This is a genomic window from Planomonospora corallina, assembly GCF_042650625.1.
Taxonomy (GTDB): domain Bacteria; phylum Actinomycetota; class Actinomycetes; order Streptosporangiales; family Streptosporangiaceae; genus Planomonospora_B; species Planomonospora_B corallina.
Map to the genome: position 1 here is coordinate 74,709 of NZ_JBHSBM010000016.1, position 15,647 is coordinate 90,355.

At 73.2% G+C, this 15,647-nt stretch carries 14 protein-coding genes; 5 read left to right on the top strand and 9 right to left on the bottom strand.

What is annotated here, in order from left to right:
* A partial coding sequence (locus ACFOWE_RS11400; protein WP_377287229.1) for a pyruvate, phosphate dikinase occupies positions 1 to 1,424 on the bottom strand: 1,424 nt, incomplete at its 3' end.
* A gap of 17 nt (positions 1,425 to 1,441) precedes the next feature.
* On the opposite strand from ACFOWE_RS11400, the gene ACFOWE_RS11405 reads away from it, so the two are divergent.
* Positions 1,442 to 2,068: a transcriptional regulator gene (locus tag ACFOWE_RS11405; protein ID WP_377287230.1), complete on the top strand. Its 627-nt coding sequence runs from the start codon at positions 1,442 to 1,444 to the stop codon at positions 2,066 to 2,068.
* A 110-nt stretch (positions 2,069 to 2,178) separates the two neighbouring features.
* On the opposite strand, the gene ACFOWE_RS11410 is transcribed toward ACFOWE_RS11405, so the two are convergent.
* The 3 genes from ACFOWE_RS11410 to ACFOWE_RS11420 all read right to left on the bottom strand — a co-directional run bounded on the left by ACFOWE_RS11410 (position 2,179) and on the right by ACFOWE_RS11420 (position 4,864).
* Positions 2,179 to 2,955: an ABC transporter ATP-binding protein gene (locus ACFOWE_RS11410; protein ID WP_377287231.1), complete on the bottom strand. Its 777-nt coding sequence runs from the start codon at positions 2,953 to 2,955 to the stop codon at positions 2,179 to 2,181.
* A 5-nt stretch (positions 2,956 to 2,960) separates the two neighbouring features.
* Positions 2,961 to 3,749, bottom strand: a complete 789-nt coding sequence (locus tag ACFOWE_RS11415) for an ABC transporter permease (RefSeq protein WP_377287232.1) — start codon at positions 3,747 to 3,749, stop codon at positions 2,961 to 2,963.
* A 158-nt stretch (positions 3,750 to 3,907) separates the two neighbouring features.
* Positions 3,908 to 4,864, bottom strand: a complete 957-nt coding sequence (locus ACFOWE_RS11420) for an ABC transporter permease (RefSeq protein ID WP_377287233.1) — start codon at positions 4,862 to 4,864, stop codon at positions 3,908 to 3,910.
* A gap of 207 nt (positions 4,865 to 5,071) precedes the next feature.
* Between ACFOWE_RS11420 and ACFOWE_RS11425 the strand changes: the two genes are divergently transcribed.
* On the top strand, positions 5,072 to 6,097 hold the full coding sequence (locus ACFOWE_RS11425) for an alpha/beta hydrolase (RefSeq protein ID WP_377287234.1): 1,026 nt from the start codon (positions 5,072 to 5,074) through the stop codon (positions 6,095 to 6,097).
* Between the two features lie 55 nt (positions 6,098 to 6,152).
* Here ACFOWE_RS11425 and ACFOWE_RS11430 read toward each other — a convergent pair whose 3' ends face one another.
* Positions 6,153 to 7,793 carry a histidine kinase N-terminal 7TM domain-containing diguanylate cyclase gene (locus tag ACFOWE_RS11430; protein ID WP_377287235.1) on the bottom strand — a complete coding sequence of 547 codons (1,641 nt, stop codon included), beginning with the start codon at positions 7,791 to 7,793 and terminating at the stop codon, positions 6,153 to 6,155.
* A 428-nt stretch (positions 7,794 to 8,221) separates the two neighbouring features.
* Here ACFOWE_RS11430 and ACFOWE_RS11435 point away from each other — a divergent pair, with 428 nt between their 5' ends.
* Both ACFOWE_RS11435 and ACFOWE_RS11440 read left to right on the top strand, forming a co-directional pair.
* The gene (locus tag ACFOWE_RS11435; protein ID WP_377287236.1) at positions 8,222 to 9,952 is read left to right on the top strand and encodes a protein kinase domain-containing protein; all 1,731 of its coding nucleotides are present in this window, start codon (positions 8,222 to 8,224) and stop codon (positions 9,950 to 9,952) included.
* A gap of 97 nt (positions 9,953 to 10,049) precedes the next feature.
* Entirely contained in the window at positions 10,050 to 10,853 is an 804-nt protein-coding gene (locus tag ACFOWE_RS11440; protein WP_377287237.1) for an ABC transporter ATP-binding protein, read from the top strand.
* An 82-nt stretch (positions 10,854 to 10,935) separates the two neighbouring features.
* On the opposite strand, the gene ACFOWE_RS11445 is transcribed toward ACFOWE_RS11440, so the two are convergent.
* The 4 genes from ACFOWE_RS11445 to aceA all read right to left on the bottom strand — a co-directional run bounded on the left by ACFOWE_RS11445 (position 10,936) and on the right by aceA (position 13,823).
* Positions 10,936 to 11,223, bottom strand: a complete 288-nt coding sequence (locus ACFOWE_RS11445; protein ID WP_377287238.1) for an HU family DNA-binding protein — start codon at positions 11,221 to 11,223, stop codon at positions 10,936 to 10,938.
* Positions 11,224 to 11,726: 503 nt separating this feature from the next.
* Positions 11,727 to 11,870, bottom strand: coding sequence for a hypothetical protein (locus tag ACFOWE_RS11450; RefSeq protein WP_377287239.1), 144 nt, complete (start codon positions 11,868 to 11,870; stop codon positions 11,727 to 11,729).
* Between the two features lie 59 nt (positions 11,871 to 11,929).
* On the bottom strand, positions 11,930 to 12,142 hold the full coding sequence (locus ACFOWE_RS11455) for a hypothetical protein (protein ID WP_377287240.1): 213 nt from the start codon (positions 12,140 to 12,142) through the stop codon (positions 11,930 to 11,932).
* Between the two features lie 391 nt (positions 12,143 to 12,533).
* Entirely contained in the window at positions 12,534 to 13,823 is a 1,290-nt protein-coding gene (aceA, locus tag ACFOWE_RS11460) for an isocitrate lyase (RefSeq protein ID WP_377287241.1), read from the bottom strand.
* Between the two features lie 347 nt (positions 13,824 to 14,170).
* On the opposite strand from aceA, the gene ACFOWE_RS11465 reads away from it, so the two are divergent.
* Positions 14,171 to 15,640: a helix-turn-helix domain-containing protein gene (locus ACFOWE_RS11465; RefSeq protein WP_377287242.1), complete on the top strand. Its 1,470-nt coding sequence runs from the start codon at positions 14,171 to 14,173 to the stop codon at positions 15,638 to 15,640.
* Positions 15,641 to 15,647 lie beyond the last annotated feature (7 nt).

Below are 15,647 nucleotides of genomic sequence, written 5' to 3' on the forward strand. Positions count from 1 at the left end.
GCGACGACGGCGGCGTGGCTGGCGGGCCCGCCGACGGCCGTGACGATCCCCGCGGCGGCCGCCAGGCCGTGCATGTCGAGCGGGGAGGTGTGCGGGCGCACCAGGACGACCGGGCCGTCGGCGGCCATCCGCGCCGCGCTGTCGGAGGTGGTCGCCACCCTGCCGGTCGCGACCCCCGGGCAGGCGCCCAGCCCCCGGGCGAGGACGTCGGCCGCGTCGGCCGCCTCCGTGCGGGGCGTGCGGGCGTACCGGAGATGGTGCGGGGCGACCCGGAGCAGCGCCTCGCGGCGGCCGATGACGCCCGCGTCGGCCAGGTCCACCGCGACGCGGACGGCGGCGCGCCCGGTGAGGCCGCCGGGCCGTACCTGCAGGATCCAGAGCTCACCCGCCTCGAAGGTGAACTCCACGTGGCACGCGTCGCGGTAGTGCCCCTCGACGCGGTCCAGGGCCTCCAGGAGACGGCTCCACACCTCCGGTTCCCGGCCGGCGAGCTCGGACAGGGGCCGGGTCGCCGACCTGCCGGAGACGACCTCCTCTCCCTGGCGGCCGAACAGGACCTCGCCGAACGGGACGCGCTCACCGGTGCCGGGATCACGGCTGAACGCGACGCCGCTGCCGCTGCGGTCGTCGCGGTTGCCGAACACCATGGCCTGCACGGTGACGGCCGTGCCGAGGTCGTGCGGGACGCCGTGCAGGTCGCGGTAGGTCCTGGCGCGGGGCGTGTCCCAGGACGAGAACACGGCCCTGATCGCCGGTTCCAGCTGCAGCGTCGCGTCGTCCGGGACCGGCTCGCCGGTCCGCTCGCGGATCAGGGCCTCGACGTCCCGGATCGCCTCGGTCAGGCGTGCCGCCTCCCCGTCCGCCTCCGTGCGGCGGGTCCCCTCGCCGCTCGCCTCCTCGCCGCTCGCCTCCTCGCCGCTCGCCTCCCCGGCGGCGCCGTCGGCCCGGGCGGAGGCCCCGCGCACGACGGCGTCCAGGCGCTCCGGCGGCAGGCCGAGGACCACCGAGGCGAACCCGGACAGGAACCGCAGGCGCGCGTCGAGCGCGAACCGCTGGTCGCCCGTCTCCGCCGCCAGCCCCGCCGCGGCCCCGGCGGTGAGACCGAGGTTGAGGATCGTGTCCATCATGCCGGGCATCGACACGGCGCCGCCCGAGCGGACCGCCACCGCCAGCGGCCGCTCCGGCCCGCCGAGCCGCCGGCCGGTGGCGGCCTCGAGCCCGGAGACGGCGGCGGCCAGCTCGGCGCCGAGGCCGTCGGGGAGCCGCCCGTCGCGCAGGAACGCGCGGCACGCCGCCGTGCCGATGACGAACCCGTCGGGCACGGGCAGTCCGAGACGCCGCAGGACGACGAGGCCGTGCGCCTTGCCGCCGAGGACGTCCGCGCTCTCCTCGGTCTCCGCCGAGAGCGGGTGGATCCAGGTCACCGGTATAGCCTTTCGCCGTGCCGATCTCGCCTCATTCCACCAGCCCGGATCTGCTGGTGCTCCACACGCTGCGCTGCATCGGGTTCGCCGACCTCGCGCGTGTCTCCCGGGCGGCGGGCCTGCCCGAGTCCGACGCCGAGTCCGAGCTGATCGACCTCGCGGTCGCCGGCCTCGTCACGCGCATCCCGGGTGACTTCGGCGGGTGGGGCCTCACCGAGGCCGGCCGCGCCGCGGACGCCGAGCGGATCTCCGGCGAGCTGGACACGGCCGGCGCCCGGGCCGCGGTGACCGGGGCGTACGAGGCCTTCCTCGTGCTCAACCCGGAGCTGCTCGACCTCTGCACGGCGTGGCAGCTGCGCTCCGCAGACGGCGTCGCGGTGCCGAACGACCACACCGACCCCGTCTACGACTCCCGGGTCATCGACCTGCTCACGGACCTCGACCGGCGGGCCGACGCCGTCTGCGCGGAGTTGTCGGCGGTGCTCCTGCGGTTCCGGCGGTACCGGATCCGGCTCACCGACGCGCTCACCCGCGCCCGCGCCGGCGCGGCGGACTACGTGGCGGACGGCCTCGACTCCTACCACGCCGTCTGGTTCCAGCTGCACGAGGACCTGCTCGCCACCCTGGGCATACCGCGGCACTGAACCGGCACTGAACCGGTATCGAAGCAGCGCGGATCCGGCACCGGACCGGTGCCGGATCCGCGCGGGATCGGAACTGAGGACCCCGCGCCGGGGCCGCCCACCGAGGCCGCTCACCGGGCCGCGGAGGCGTCGGGGGACGGGCCTGCGTAGAGGCGGGCGACGACGTCCTCCAGCGAGTCCTCGCCCGGGGCGGTGGCGCGCAGCTCGCCGAGGGTGCCGTCGAAGCCCAGGCGGCCGTGGTCGATGAGCATCACGCGACGGCAGAGCTTCTCGATGTCGCCGAGGTCGTGCGTGGTGAGCAGGACGGTCGTGCCGCGCTCGGCGTTGAGGCGGCGCAGGAAGTCGCGCATGGCGACCTTGCTCACCACGTCGAGCCCGATCGTGGGCTCGTCGAGGACCAGCACGGCCGGGTCGTGCAGGAGCGCGGCGGTGACGTCGCCGCGCATGCGCTGGCCCAGGCTGAGCTGGCGGACCGGCGTGTCCATGAACGCGCCGAGGTCCAGCAGCCCGGCCAGCTCGTCGAGCCGCCGTCGGAAATCAACACGATCTACTTTGTAAAGGTGCCGGATCAGTTGAAAACTGTCCTTCAGCGGCAGGTCCCACCACAGGGTCGTCCGCTGGCCGAAGACCACCCCGATCCGGCGGGCCAGCGCGGTGCGGCGGCGCGTCGGATCGAGCCCGGCCACCCGGAGCCGGCCCGACGTGGGCGCGAGGATGCCGGTGAGCATCTTGATCGTGGTGGACTTGCCCGCGCCGTTCGGCCCGAGATAGCCGACGAACTCACCGGCTCCGACGGTGAACGACAGGTCCCGTACGGCGTGCACGGTCCTCCTGGCCCGGCCCCGGCCGACGGTGAAGGAACGCCCCACCCGGTCGACTTCGATCATGCGGTTCAACTCCCCGTGGAACGGTAGCGGCGGATGCCCGCCCGCCACGCCGCCGCGGCGGCCAGGGCGAGCAGCAGGGCGGCGAGCGGCGCGGCGAAGCGCAGCCAGTACGGCAGGCCGAGCGGGTCGGGCCGGTCCAGCACGTACAGGGCGGGCTGCCAGTTGACGAACGCCAGTGGCACGATGAACGTCACCGTCCTGGCGAGCTGGTCGCCGTAGACGCTGAGGGGGTACTGGGTGAGCGTGTTGCCGCCGTAGGTGAAGGCGTTGGCCACCTCGGGCGCGTCGGTCAGCAGGAACTGCAGCGTCCCGCCGAGCGTGAAGATCGAAGCGAAGATCACCACGCCGCACACGATCATCACGGGGATCATCCACGCCCGTTCCCAGCCGGTCTCCAGCCGCGGCAGGGCGAGGCCGAGCACCACCGCCGACTGGGCGAGCCGGCCGAGGCGGTGCACGCTGAACCGGTCGGTGGCCATCTGGACGAACGCGCCGGCCGGGCGGATCAGCATGACGTCGAAGCTGCCGGCCCTGATGTGCGCGCTGAGCCGGTCGACGTTGCCGAAGAGCATGTCGGCCAGGGCGAACGCCATGTGGGAGGTGCCGTACAGGAACATGACCTCGGCCAGGCGGAACCCGGCCAGCGTCTCGGTGTGCCGGAAGATGACCCAGATGGCCGCGACGTCCAGCGCGTTCACCGCGAACGAGCCGACGATCATCATCGTCAGCGAGACCGGGTACTGGGCCGAGGCGCGCAGCCACGTCCAGGCGAGCAGCAGGTAGGTCCTAACCACGGGCCGCCTCCCGCTCCGGCCGTGCGGCGCGCTCCGGAGGCGGCGCCGGACCGCCCGCAGCGGGTGACGCGGACCGTCCCGGCGCGGGCGGCGCGGACCGTCCCGGCGCGGGCGGCGCGGGCCGTGATACGGGCCGTGGCGGTGCGGGCCGTACGGGGTCAGCCACCCTGGACCACCACCTTGCGGCGGGCGGCACGGGTGACGAGCACGCCCAGGGAGAGCAGCGCCGCCGCCCACAGGACCTGGAAGCCGAGCGCCTCCAGCGCGTCCCGCTTGCCGAGGTAGACGTCGGCGGGGACCTGGACCATCGCCGCCCAGGGCAGGGACTGGGCCAGCGTGCCGAACCAGCCCGGGAACAGGTTCAGCGGCAGGACCATGCCGCTGAGGAAGAGCGTCAGCACCAGGGAGAACGACTGCACGCCCTGGTCGTCGACGATCCAGCAGCACGCCAGCGCCATCAGGTAGCGCCAGGCGAAGCTGACGACGATGCCGAGGACGACGGAGACGGCGAAGAACGTCCAGGTCGCCGGGGAGACGGGCACGACGATGCCGAACAGCGCGGCGCCGACGAACGTCGGCGGCAGGCTCCGCAGCAGGAAGAGGTAGGCGGCGCGGCCCAGGTCGTCGGCGAGGCTCCACAGCTGCAGGGAGGCCGGGCGGAGCAGGTCGATGGCGATGTCCCCGCTGCGGATGCGCCCGGCGAGCTGGAGGCCGCCGCCGAAGACCTGCATGGGGCCGATGAACGCCTGGCTGAGGAAGCAGAAGGTGACGGCGTCGATCATGTCGTACCCGGCGAGGCCGGGCCTGGCCTGCCAGAGGGCGATCAGGACGTAGGCGCGCAGGACGCCGAAGACGGTGTTGGTGAAGGCGCCGGCGAGGGCGGCGGCCCGGTAGGCGGAGTGGCGGCGGAAGCCGTAGGCGGCGACGCGCGCGTAGAGCGGGAAGACGACCTCCTGGCTGGCTGTCGGGCGGCCCGCGGACGGGCCCGGGCGGCTCTGGGGTTCGGGCGTGGGGCTCCGGTGACAGGGGCGGGCGACGATCCCTGTGAGGGCTCGCGTCCTCCCGGGGAACGCGCGTCCCGGAGCGGACAGGTGTCCCGGGGGCCGCGGGCCCATGCCATTGTCCTCGGCGCCCCGGTTCCGGGCAACGGATTTGCGGACCGCCGGGCGCCCCGGTCCTGCGGCGGGTCGCACCGCGGGCCGCGTGACGTGCCGGACGGCGGGTCGTTGTGATGTGTGACACAGCCGTAACCATCGCGATATGCCCAAGGGATGGTAGAAGGAAGTTCTAAAGGGCATCCTTCCTGCAAAGGAGGTGCCCGAATGCACGACGGGATCAATGTGGACGTCTGCCCTGGTTACCCTGTCAGCTGGCAGGCCATGGCGCTCACCACGATCATGAGGGGCACCTTCAAGCCGATCTCCGGACTGTTGCTGAGGTCGGACGTCAGCGTGGTCGCCGCCTCCCGGATCGTCTCCCTCGCCAAGAAGGTCCCGCTCCGGCTGCCCGGGCACGTGACCGTCGAGGAGGAGTCCATCGCGGGGTGCGAGGCGGAGTGGGTCCGCGCCGGGCAGGAGCTCGACGAGGACAAGGCGCTGCTCTACTTCCACGGCGGCGCCTACTTCGTCTGCTCCCCGGCCACCCACCGGCCGATCACCTGGCGCATGTCGGCCGCCGCCCGCCGCCCGGTGCTGGCCGTCGACTACCGCCAGGGCCCGGTGCACACGCTGGCCGAGTCGCTCGAGGACGCGGTCGCCGCCTACCTCGGCCTGCTGGAGCGGGGTTACGCGCCCGAGGACGTGGTGTTCGCGGGCGACTCCGCCGGCGGCCACCTCACCCTGGCCTCCCTGCTGGCGCTGCGCGACCGGGGGCTGCCGCTCCCCGCCGCCGCCGTGTGCCTGTCACCGTGGGCCGACCTCACCGACACCCCGCGCCGGGTCAACCGGTTCGCGGACCCGCTGCTGCCGGCCGGCCGCGTCGACTGGCTCGCCCGCCGCTGGACCTCCGGTCTGGACGCCCGCGACCCGCTGGTCTCCCCGGTGCTCGGTGACTACGCGGGCCTGCCGCCGCTGATGGTCATCACCGGTTCCACGGAGATCCTGCGCGACGAGGGGCGCCGGGTCGCCGGGCGCGCCCGTGCGGCGGGTGTCCCGGTGACCTACGAGGAGTGGCGGCACATGCCGCACGTCTTCCCCCTCCTCGCCGACGTCCTGCCCGAGGCGCGCCAGGCGTTCCGGCACATCGCCCGTTTCCTGGGCGCCGCCCAGGCGCTCACCGGCCGTGGGACGCCCGTCGGCGGGCCCGTCGCGGGGGACCCCGCCGCGGACGCCGACTCCGCCGCCGCCTGACGTCCGCGGGCCGGGCCACCGGGACGGGCCCGCCAGCGGCCCGCCGGGACGTCCCTCAGGCGGCGGCCGAGATCGTGGACGCCTCGGGCGCCGGAGAGCCGGAGGCGTCCTCGGCCGGCGCGAGGACCACCCGGTTGCGGCCGGCCCGCTTGGCCGCGTACAGCGCCTCGTCGGCGGAGTGGAGGAGGTCTTCGGCCTTCTGCTCGCCGGTCAGGGCGGCCACCCCGGCGCTGAAGGTCACCGAGAGCGTGTGCCCGCCGGCCGGCAGGCGCCCGGCCGTCACCCATCTCCGGATCGTGTCGACGCGCTCGGCGGCCTGCCCGCCGGTGGCGCCGGGCAGCACGAGCACGAACTCCTCGCCGCCGTAGCGGGCCAGCACGTCGTCGACGCGTACCTGCCCGCCCACCAGCTTGGCGAAGCGCATCAGGACCTGGTCGCCGGCGCCGTGGCCGTAGCGGTCGTTGATCTGCTTGAAGTGGTCGATGTCCAAGATGGCGACGCTGAGGGGAGCGCCGGATTCGGCGGCAAGGCGCAGCTCACGCCGGAGGGCCTCCATCAGGTGGCGGCGGTTGTGCAGGCCGGTCAGCGGGTCCCGCACGGCCTGCTCGGCCAGGTCCGCGCGGAGCGCCTCGATGGTGGCGACCTGGGCGCGCAGCCGCTCGTTGGCCTCCTGCAGCTCCCGGTGCTGGTCGTTGAGGGCGGTGACGTCCCGGCCCACGAACGCCCACCCCTGCACCTCGCCGCGGCGGTCGCGCAGGGCGGAGACGCGCACGTTCAGGTCCACCGGCGAGCCCTCGGCGCCCGTCATCGTGTGGTCGAAGGCCATGCCGTCGGTGAGCGGCAGGCGGCCGAGCGCACCGGTGCTCACGGCGCCGCCCAGACGCGTGGGCAGGTCCGGGGACAGCCGGTGGAACAGGCGCTCGGCCGACGGGTTGAGGTCGAGGACCCGGCCGGCGGCGTCAACCGTCATGACCATGTCGTCGAGCATGTCGAAGAGGCGGGCGCGTTCCACCGGCACCAGGTCATACAGCGAACGCCGTACCAGCGCCCAGTGGATCGTGACCGTGGTGACGCAGAATCCGACGGGCGTCAGGTACTCGAGCTTGATGATCTCCAGCGTTCCGGCCGCGTTGAGCAGCAGGGGAGGGAGGGCCGCCAGGAGGCTGGCGCCGTACAGGCGGCGCTGGGAGTGCGGGCTGCGCATCCACGCCCGGAGCAGATGGAGGACACCGGCGGTGATCAGCAGGTAGCTGTAGGCGCTGTGGGCCCAGAACAGGGGGCCGGTGTTCTCCCCCTCGTGGACTCCGGCCGAACCCAGGCTGGTGAGGAAGAGGTGGTGCCGGTCGTTGCTCAGCAGCGCGACCATGACCAGTGCCGGCTCGACCGCCAGCCACGGGATCGCACGGCGTGGCAGCAGCCAGGCGCGGTCGGCTATGGCCCGCGACATCCACAGGAAGCCCGCCGGCAGGGCGCCGACGGCGAGGAACTTGAGGACCAGCAGTGGCTGCACGGTCTCGAGGGTCTTGTCGAGGGCGATGATCCCGTCGCTCACGGACCAGACTCCGACGGAGGCCGAGACGAGCGCCAGGGCTCGTGCCGGCGGCGCCGCGTGCCGCCGCCGCCAGGCCACCGCCGCCACGACGAGGGCGACACCCCCCGACAGCACGAAGAGCAGGGCGAGCAACGACTGCTCCATCACCGCCTCCTCCTGCTGTGGCCTGCGCGGGACGACACGAGCCCACCATCGGCGGAGGAGCGGGCCGGTTGAGGATTCACGACCCGGTGAGTCCCGTCACCCCCCGGGCGTACCACCGCGCCGGCCCCGGCCCCGGCCCCGACCCTTGCCTGAGGCCGGACCGGGGCCGGGGCCGCGGATCTCCGTCCGGCCCTCACCCGGTCCCTGTCCGGCCCCGTCCGGCCTCCGTCCGGTCCTCCGCGGGCCGCCCGTCCGCTGTGCCCGCGGGTCGCGAAGGCACATCCCGCCTCTCCGGCCTCACCGGTTACTCACCTTGAGGGATCATTCGCCTTACCCGCCATATCCCTTCTGACGGGTCGCGGGCGCGGGCTCCCGCCCTCCGGTCACAGTGTGCTTGCCGTAGCGCGCACACGAGAGGCTCGATCCGGATGGCACGTGGCGGAACCGGCCCCGAGAACGGGATGCCCCCTGGCGTCCGGCCGCTGACCGTGGGGGACCCGGTCATCATCGGCCGCCATCTCCTGCTCGGCCGCCTGGGGGCGGGCGGCATGGGCGTGGTCTACCTGGCCGAACATCCCCGGGGCGGGATGGTCGCGATCAAGACGCCGCATCCCGTGCACCTCGACGATCCCACGCTCCGTGCCCGTTTCGCGGAGGAAGTGGAATTCTCCCGGCGGGTGGTGCCGTTCTGCACCGCCGCGGTGATCGAGGACGGCACCGACCGGGAGCGTCCCTACCTGGTCTCGGAGTACGTCCCGGGGCCGTCCCTCGCCCAGGTGGTCACCGCCTGGGGCCCGCTCACCCCGGACCTCGCCTACGGTGTCGCCCTCGGCGTGGCCGCCGCGCTGGCGGCCGTGCACGAGGCGGGGCTGGTCCACCGCGACCTGAAGCCGGCCAACGTGCTGCTCTCACCGGCGGGCCCCCGGGTGATCGACTTCGGGATCGCCAGGGACGTGGACGGCCTCGCCGCGCACACCGAGGCCGGGCAGGTCATGGGGAGCCCCGGCTGGGTCGCCCCGGAGCGGCTCACCGGAGGCCGGGCGCTGCCGGCCTCGGACGTCTTCTCCTGGGGCTGCCTGGTCGCCTACGCGGCGACCGGCCACCATCCCTTCGGCGCGGGCGAACCGGACGTGCTGACCCGGCGGATCCTGGTCGAACCGCCCGGGATCTCCACGGTCCCGGCGCTGCTGCGCCCGATCGTCGAGGCCGCCCTGGAGAAGGAGCCCTCCCGCAGGCCCTCGGCGGCGGACCTGCTGGGCGCGCTGCTCGCCGCGGGCGGGGTCGGCGACCCCCGGGACCTGCGCGAGGCGGTCGACTGGGTGCTGGCGGAGACCTGGACGCCGTTTCCCCATCCGCCGCAGGACGACGACCTCCCGCAGGCGGTGCCCGGCGGGCCCGCCCCGCTCTTCCCCGCCCGGCACGACCCGCGGCCCCGCCCGGCTCTCCCCGGCCGACCGGCTCTCCCCGCCCGTCCGGAGGTCCGTCCGATGACCGGCCGGGGCGGGCCCCGCACCCCGGAGGAGACCGTGCCCCCGGTCCGCCGTCCCCGCCGGGCCGCGCCCCGCCACGGCGTCCACCTCTCCCAGGCCGGTTTCGCGGTGCTGGCCACGGTCTCCATGGCGGCGCTCGCGGTGGTCGCCGCGGGCAACGGCGGCGCCGGCGCCGACGGCGGTCCCCGGCGGTTCGAGCCCGTGCCGCTGGTGATCCCGGCCGACGACCCGGGCACGAGTACGGTCTCGGGCGTGCCCCGGCCCGCGGGCCGCGGAGTACGGCCCGCGCGCCCGTCCACCCCGTCGGAGGTCACCGTCACCGCGACGCGGACCCTGCCGGCGCCGGAGGAGAGCGGCCGTTCGGGCGGATCCGATCAGGACGGGCGGTGGGGGCCGGAGGAGCGGCCCGGCGGCCGCGGCGACGGTGACGGAGACGGGGACGGGAGCGGCGCTCCGGAGGAGCCGCGGCCCTGCGGGGCCGGGGGCGCGCGGCCCGCTCCCGGCGGGGAGTGCCCGTCGCCGACGGGCGGTGCGAAGCCCTCCTTCACCCGTATCCCGCAGACAGGCGACGGGGAGAGCCCGTCCCCGGGGCCGAGCGGCTCCGCCACGCCGACCGCCACCGCCACCGCCTCCCCGACCTCCGGGCCCTCTGTGCAGATCGGCGGCTGAGGCGGCAGGCGGGGCCGCCCCGACCGGTGGCGATTACCCGATGGGGGAGACACGCCCTAGGGTGAACGGCGCGGGATCGGAGGCGGAAGGGGAGACGGTGCCGGGTGCGGTCGAGCTGAGCGGCGTCGGGGTCAGGGTGGTCGGGCGGACGCTGCTGGCCGACGTCGACTGGCGGGTGGAGTACGGCCAGCACTGGGTCGTGCTCGGGCCCAACGGGGCGGGCAAGACGACGATGCTCTCGCTGGCGGCCGCGGTCCGGCATCCCAGCGAGGGCGCGGTCACCGTGCTCGGACAACGGCTGGGCCGGGTGGACCTGCGGGAGCTGCGCCGCCGGATCGGCCTGGTCGCGGCCAGTCAGCGGCTCGTCGACGAGGAACTGCTGGAGGCGGAGGGCGCCACCGCGCACACGGTCGTCCTCACCGGGCACACCGGGACCAGCGCCCCGCTCTGGGACCGCTACGGCCCGGCCGAGCACGAGCGGGCCCGCGGCCTCCTGGCGGACCTGGGCTGCAAGGACCTCGGGGAGCGGCCCTTCCGTGTCTGCTCGCAGGGGGAGCGGGCCCGGATCCGGGTGGCCAGGGCGCTGCTGGCCGACCCGGCGATCCTGCTGCTGGACGAGCCGTTCGCCGGGCTCGACCTGCCCGCCCGGGAGGATCTCATCACCGCGCTGGAGGAGCTCGCCGCGGCGCGGCCCGCGCTGACCACGATCACCGTCACGCACCACCTGGAGGAGGTGCCCGCCACCACGACGCACGCCCTGCTGATGCGGGACGCCCGCGTCCAGATGGCGGGACCGGTGGAGGAGGTGCTCACCGCCGGGCGCCTGTCGGAGTGCTTCGGCCGCCCGCTCCGGATCGACCGCCTGGACGGCCGCTGGTCCGCCCGCGCCGTACGGGGATAGCCCGCGCGGCCGGAGCCGGAGCCCGGGTGCGGAGTGCGGGGTGCGATCGCGGCGGGAGGCGGGGCGCGGCGGCCGGTGCGGGTCAGTCCTTCTTGCGCTGGCGGATCAGCCCCATGAACCCCGGGCTCGGCTTGAACCGGGCGGTCCAGGTCTCGGCGATCTCCAGCGGTTCTCCGGTCTGCGGATTGCGTCCCGTCCGGGCGGGCTTGTGCACGATCTCGAAGGAGCCGAAGCCGGGGATCGCGACCTTCTCCTCGCTCGCCACGGCGTGCTGGATGGTGTCCAGGATCGCGTCCAGGGCCGCGGCGGTCTGACGCCGGGTGAGACCCGCCTCCGCTGCGGCCTTCTCGATCAGCTCGCGCTTGTTCATCAATCGTCTCCAGCGTGGGAACCCCGGCCTCCGGGCCGGGGACCCCTCCTACGGATGCCTGGGAGGCCCAACACTACGGGGACCATCCGGCCTGTTCCATCCCCGGCCGGTGGGGACGGCCGGGGACGCGGCGCCGCGCGCCGCGGCTCGGGGGCTGGTGATCGGTGTCCTCCCTCGTCACGTGCTCGCTCCGCTGCGCGTGCCCTCGATCCGGACACCGGCGCTGCTCGCGGGCCGCGTGCGCTCAGTTCGGGCACCGGCGCCCCTCGCGGGACGGCCAGGATCCCGACTTTACGGATTATTGTCCCATATAGATACATGAAGGGCTCGGAGATGGGGAGGGCCGGTTACCGGGCCCTTGCCGCACCTCTTCCGCACCGAGCGCGGCCGGGGCCCGCCGCGTGCCGTACCGGCCGTGTGCAGGGCCGTATCAGGGCCGTGCCGGCAGGGCCCCGCGGTCCATGAGGCGTGCCCGCCGAGGCGGGCGTGCCGGCCGGGGCGCGTCAGCGGCGTTCCGGCGGTGGAGCGGGTGGAGGGCGGCCGGAGCCGGTGGCCAGCCGTTCCGCCTCCCACTGCAGGGCCTCGACGAGGAGGAGCTCCAGCCGGAGGTCGTCGTCGACGAGGCCGTCCGGGATCTTCACTTCCATCGGGCCTCCCTGACTACACCGACGCACCGCCACCCGCGGAAGTTCACGGTCATGCCGAATCATGCGGTGACGTGGCTGAATCTTTCCCGCTCTTCGGTGTCGGCCAGGACCAGTTGCGACAGGTCCACGTACCGGCTCACCTCCTGCACGTCCGCGCAGTCCGCCACGAGCGTGCGCCTCCCGCCCACCAGGCGGGTGACGCGTAGACACGGTCGATCGTTCACCACGAGCGCCTCGACCTCGATGCCGTTCGGTCCCAGCCAGATCCCCATAAGGCCGAGGCTAGGGAGGAACAGGTAAGAACGGGGTAACTCGTAGGGCATATAACGATGGAATCCCGATGAGCATGCAAACTCCTGTAAGAAATACGGCATAACGGTCTTCATCCGGATAGACGGACTCGTCCAGATGCCGGGGGTCCGCCCCCCGGCGTCCGGCCGGGCCCCGAGGGCGGGGACCCGGTCCGGGAACGAGGAAACCCCGCCTCCCTGGGGGGAAGGAGGCGGGGTCTTCGTCCTGGTCAAGGCGTCCGAGTCCGGGGACGGGACGGGGGAGGAGGCCCCGCCTCAGGCGGGGGTCCGGCAGGACGGGCGGGCTCTGCATGCCCTGAGAGCAGCCGCGGCCTGCGGGACGGGCGGGACCTCCATCCCGTCCTTCCTCAGATCAGTGAGCCTCGAACTGCTCCTCCTCCGTGGAGCCCTTGAGGGCCGTGGTGGAGGAGTCCGGCGCGATGGCCGTGCTGACCAGGTCGAAGTAACCGGTGCCGACCTCGCGCTGGTGGCGGGTGGCGGTGTAGCCGCGCGACTCGGCGGCGAACTCGGCCTCCTGCAGCTCGACGTAGGCGGTCATGCCCTCGTTGGCGTAGCCCTGGGCGAGGTTGAACATCGAGTAGTTCAGCGAGTGGAAGCCGGCCAGCGTGATGAACTGGAACTTGTAGCCCATGTGGCCGAGCTCGCGCTGGAACTTGGCGATGGTCGAGTCGTCCAGGTGCTTCTTCCAGTTGAAGGACGGCGAGCAGTTGTAGGCCAGCATCTGGTCCGGGTACTGCGCCTTGATGGCCTCGGCGAACTCGCGGGCCACGTCCAGGTCCGGAGTGGAGGTCTCCATCCAGAGCAGGTCGGAGTGGGGCGCGTAGGCCAGACCGCGGGCGATGCAGGCGTCCACGCCGTTGCGGACCCGGTAGAAGCCCTCGGCGGTACGGTCGCCGGTGACGAACTTCTGGTCGCGGGGGTCGACGTCACTGGTCAGCAGCGTCGCGGCCTGGGCGTCGGTCCGCGCGATGATCAGGGACGGCACACCCGCCACGTCGGCCGCGAGGCGGGCCGCGTTGAGGGTCTTGATGTGCTGGCCGGTCGGGATGAGGACCTTCCCGCCGAGGTGCCCGCACTTCTTCTCGGAGGCCAGCTGGTCCTCCCAGTGCACGCCGGCGGCACCGGCGGCGATCATGCCCTTCATCAGCTCGAAGGCGTTGAGCACGCCACCGAAGCCGGCCTCGGCGTCGGCGACGATCGGGGCGAGCCAGTGAGGCGCGTTCTCGTCGCCCTCGGACCAGGTGATCTGGTCGGCGCGGAGCAGGGCGTTGTTGATGCGGCGCACGACGGCCGGGACCGAGTTGGCCGGGTAGAGGCTCTGGTCCGGGTAGGTCTGGGCGCCGAGGTTGGCGTCGGCGGCGACCTGCCAGCCGGACAGGTAGATGGCCTTCAGGCCGGCCTTGACCTGCTGGACGGCCTGGTTGCCGGTGAGCGCGCCGAGGGCGTGGACGTAGTCCTCGGTGTGCAGCAGGTTCCACAGCCGCTCCGCGCCGAGCCTGGCGAGAGTGTGCTCTTCCTGGACCGAGCCCCGCAGCCGCACGACGTCCTCGGCGGTGTAGGTGCGCTCGGTGCCCTTCCAACGGGGGTTGGTCTCCCACTCACGCCGCAGTTCCTCTGCGGCTCCCTTGAGGCGATCGTTCATTGTTCTCACTCCTTGTCGTCCCCTGGGATGCCTTGCTCAGAGTCTGTGCCCCGACGAAACGTGCAAACAAGACACTTTTCTCAGAAAGATTGCCATTTCTTCTCAAATTAGGAATACTGGCGAGTATTCGGCAGAGAAGAACTTCAGACTTTGCGCTATGGACTAGACCAATCATCTGTGTGGTCCACCTCACTGCGGACCACCCTGCACCCCGGGCGCCCCGTGGTAGTGGCCCCCTCTCCGGTGGGCGCCGGAGGCCGGGCGGGAGAGGGGGATACCCGCCTGTGACCTGGAGATGTGCGCCTGAGTAGTGGAAGATGAGCAGAAATTTCGCTTAGGATCGTGCTATGACATCTTTGGTCGGAGAAGAACCGCTTTCTTTGACGCAGGAGCTCGACCTCATCGCCTTCGGTCAGCGCCTGCGCCACCTGCGCAAGCAGCGCGGTCTCACCCTGTCCGACCTGGGGGAGCGCGTGGGGCGGGCACCGAGCCAGCTCTCCCTGCTGGAGAACGGCAAGCGCGAGCCGAAGCTCTCGCTGCTGAAGTCCCTGGCCTCGGCGCTCAACGTCCCGGTGGAGGAGCTGCTCCGCCGGCAGGCGCCCAACCGGCGCGCCCAGCTGGAGATGGCGCTGGAGGAGGCGCAGCGCGACCCCGTCTACGCGGGTCTCGGCCTGCCCCGGCTCAAGGTCTCCGCGCGGGTGCCCAACGACGTGCTCGAGCACATCCTCGGCCTCTACGGAGAGCTGCGGGCGCGCCAGGCCAAGGGCACCGCCACCCCCGAGGACGCCCGCGTCGCCAACGCCGAGCTCCGCCGCAAGCAGCGCGAGCAGGGCAACTACTTCCCCGAGATCGAGAAGGCCGCAGCCGAGGCGCTCTCCGCCGTCGGCTACCGCTCCGGGGCCCTGTCGCAGAGCACCGTCCAGGCGCTGGTCACCCACTTCGGCTACACCGTGCAGACCGTCCCGGACCTGCCGCGGACCGTCCGCTCGATCACCGACCTGCGCAACCGGCGCATCTACGTCAAGTACGAGCAGCTCGGCATGCACACGCCGCGCACGATCCTGCTGCAGACGCTCGGCCACCTGGCGCTCGGCCACCACAAGCCGCGCGACTTCGCCGACTTCCTGCGCCAGCGGACCGAGGCCAACTACTTCGCGGCCGCCGTCCTCGTGCCCGAGGCCGCCGCCGTGCCGTACCTGAAGGAGGCCAAGCAGGACCGGGCGCTCAGCGTGGAGGACCTGCGCGACGTGTTCGCCGTCTCCTACGAGATGGCCGCGCACCGCTTCACCAACCTGGCCACGCACCACCTGGACCTGGTCTGCCACTTCGTCCGCAACGACGCCGGCGGCATCATCTACAAGGCCTACGAGAACGACGGCATCGTCTTCCCCTCCGACGAGCAGGGCGCGATCGAGGGCCAGCGCATGTGCGTGCAGTGGTCGGGCCGCCAGGTCTTCCTCTCGCCCGACCGCTTCTCGGTCTTCTACCAGTACTCCGACTCGCCCACCGGCACCTACTTCTGCGTCGCGCACGTCGACCCGAGCCGGGAGCGGGACTTCGCCATCACCCTCGGCGTGCCGTACCGCGAGTCGCGCTGGTTCCGCGGCCGGGAGACCACCGTCCGCACCAAGTCCGAGTGCCCGAACGGCGACTGCTGCCGCAGGCCGCCCACGGAGCTGGCGCAGCGCTGGGAGGGTTACGCCTGGCCCTCGGCCCGCGCCAACTCCCACATCCTCGCGGCGCTGCCGCCCGGCTCCTTCCCCGGTGTGGACGAGGCCGACGTCTACACCTTCCTGGAGCGCCACGCCGCGGGGTGATCACCGG

Coding starts and splice junctions, on each gene's coding strand:
- ACFOWE_RS11410 (WP_377287231.1), bottom strand. CDS start 2,955: ATGATCGAAGTCGACCGGGTGGGGCGTTCCTTCACCGTCGGCCGGGGC.
- ACFOWE_RS11450 (WP_377287239.1), bottom strand. CDS start 11,870: ATGGAAGTGAAGATCCCGGACGGCCTCGTCGACGACGACCTCCGGCTG.
- aceA (WP_377287241.1), bottom strand. CDS start 13,823: ATGAACGATCGCCTCAAGGGAGCCGCAGAGGAACTGCGGCGTGAGTGG.
- ACFOWE_RS11455 (WP_377287240.1), bottom strand. CDS start 12,142: ATGGGGATCTGGCTGGGACCGAACGGCATCGAGGTCGAGGCGCTCGTG.
- ACFOWE_RS11435 (WP_377287236.1), top strand. CDS start 8,222: ATGGCACGTGGCGGAACCGGCCCCGAGAACGGGATGCCCCCTGGCGTC.
- ACFOWE_RS11465 (WP_377287242.1), top strand. CDS start 14,171: ATGACATCTTTGGTCGGAGAAGAACCGCTTTCTTTGACGCAGGAGCTC.
- ACFOWE_RS11420 (WP_377287233.1), bottom strand. CDS start 4,864: ATGGGCCCGCGGCCCCCGGGACACCTGTCCGCTCCGGGACGCGCGTTC.
- ACFOWE_RS11425 (WP_377287234.1), top strand. CDS start 5,072: ATGCACGACGGGATCAATGTGGACGTCTGCCCTGGTTACCCTGTCAGC.
- ACFOWE_RS11445 (WP_377287238.1), bottom strand. CDS start 11,223: ATGAACAAGCGCGAGCTGATCGAGAAGGCCGCAGCGGAGGCGGGTCTC.
- ACFOWE_RS11430 (WP_377287235.1), bottom strand. CDS start 7,793: ATGGAGCAGTCGTTGCTCGCCCTGCTCTTCGTGCTGTCGGGGGGTGTC.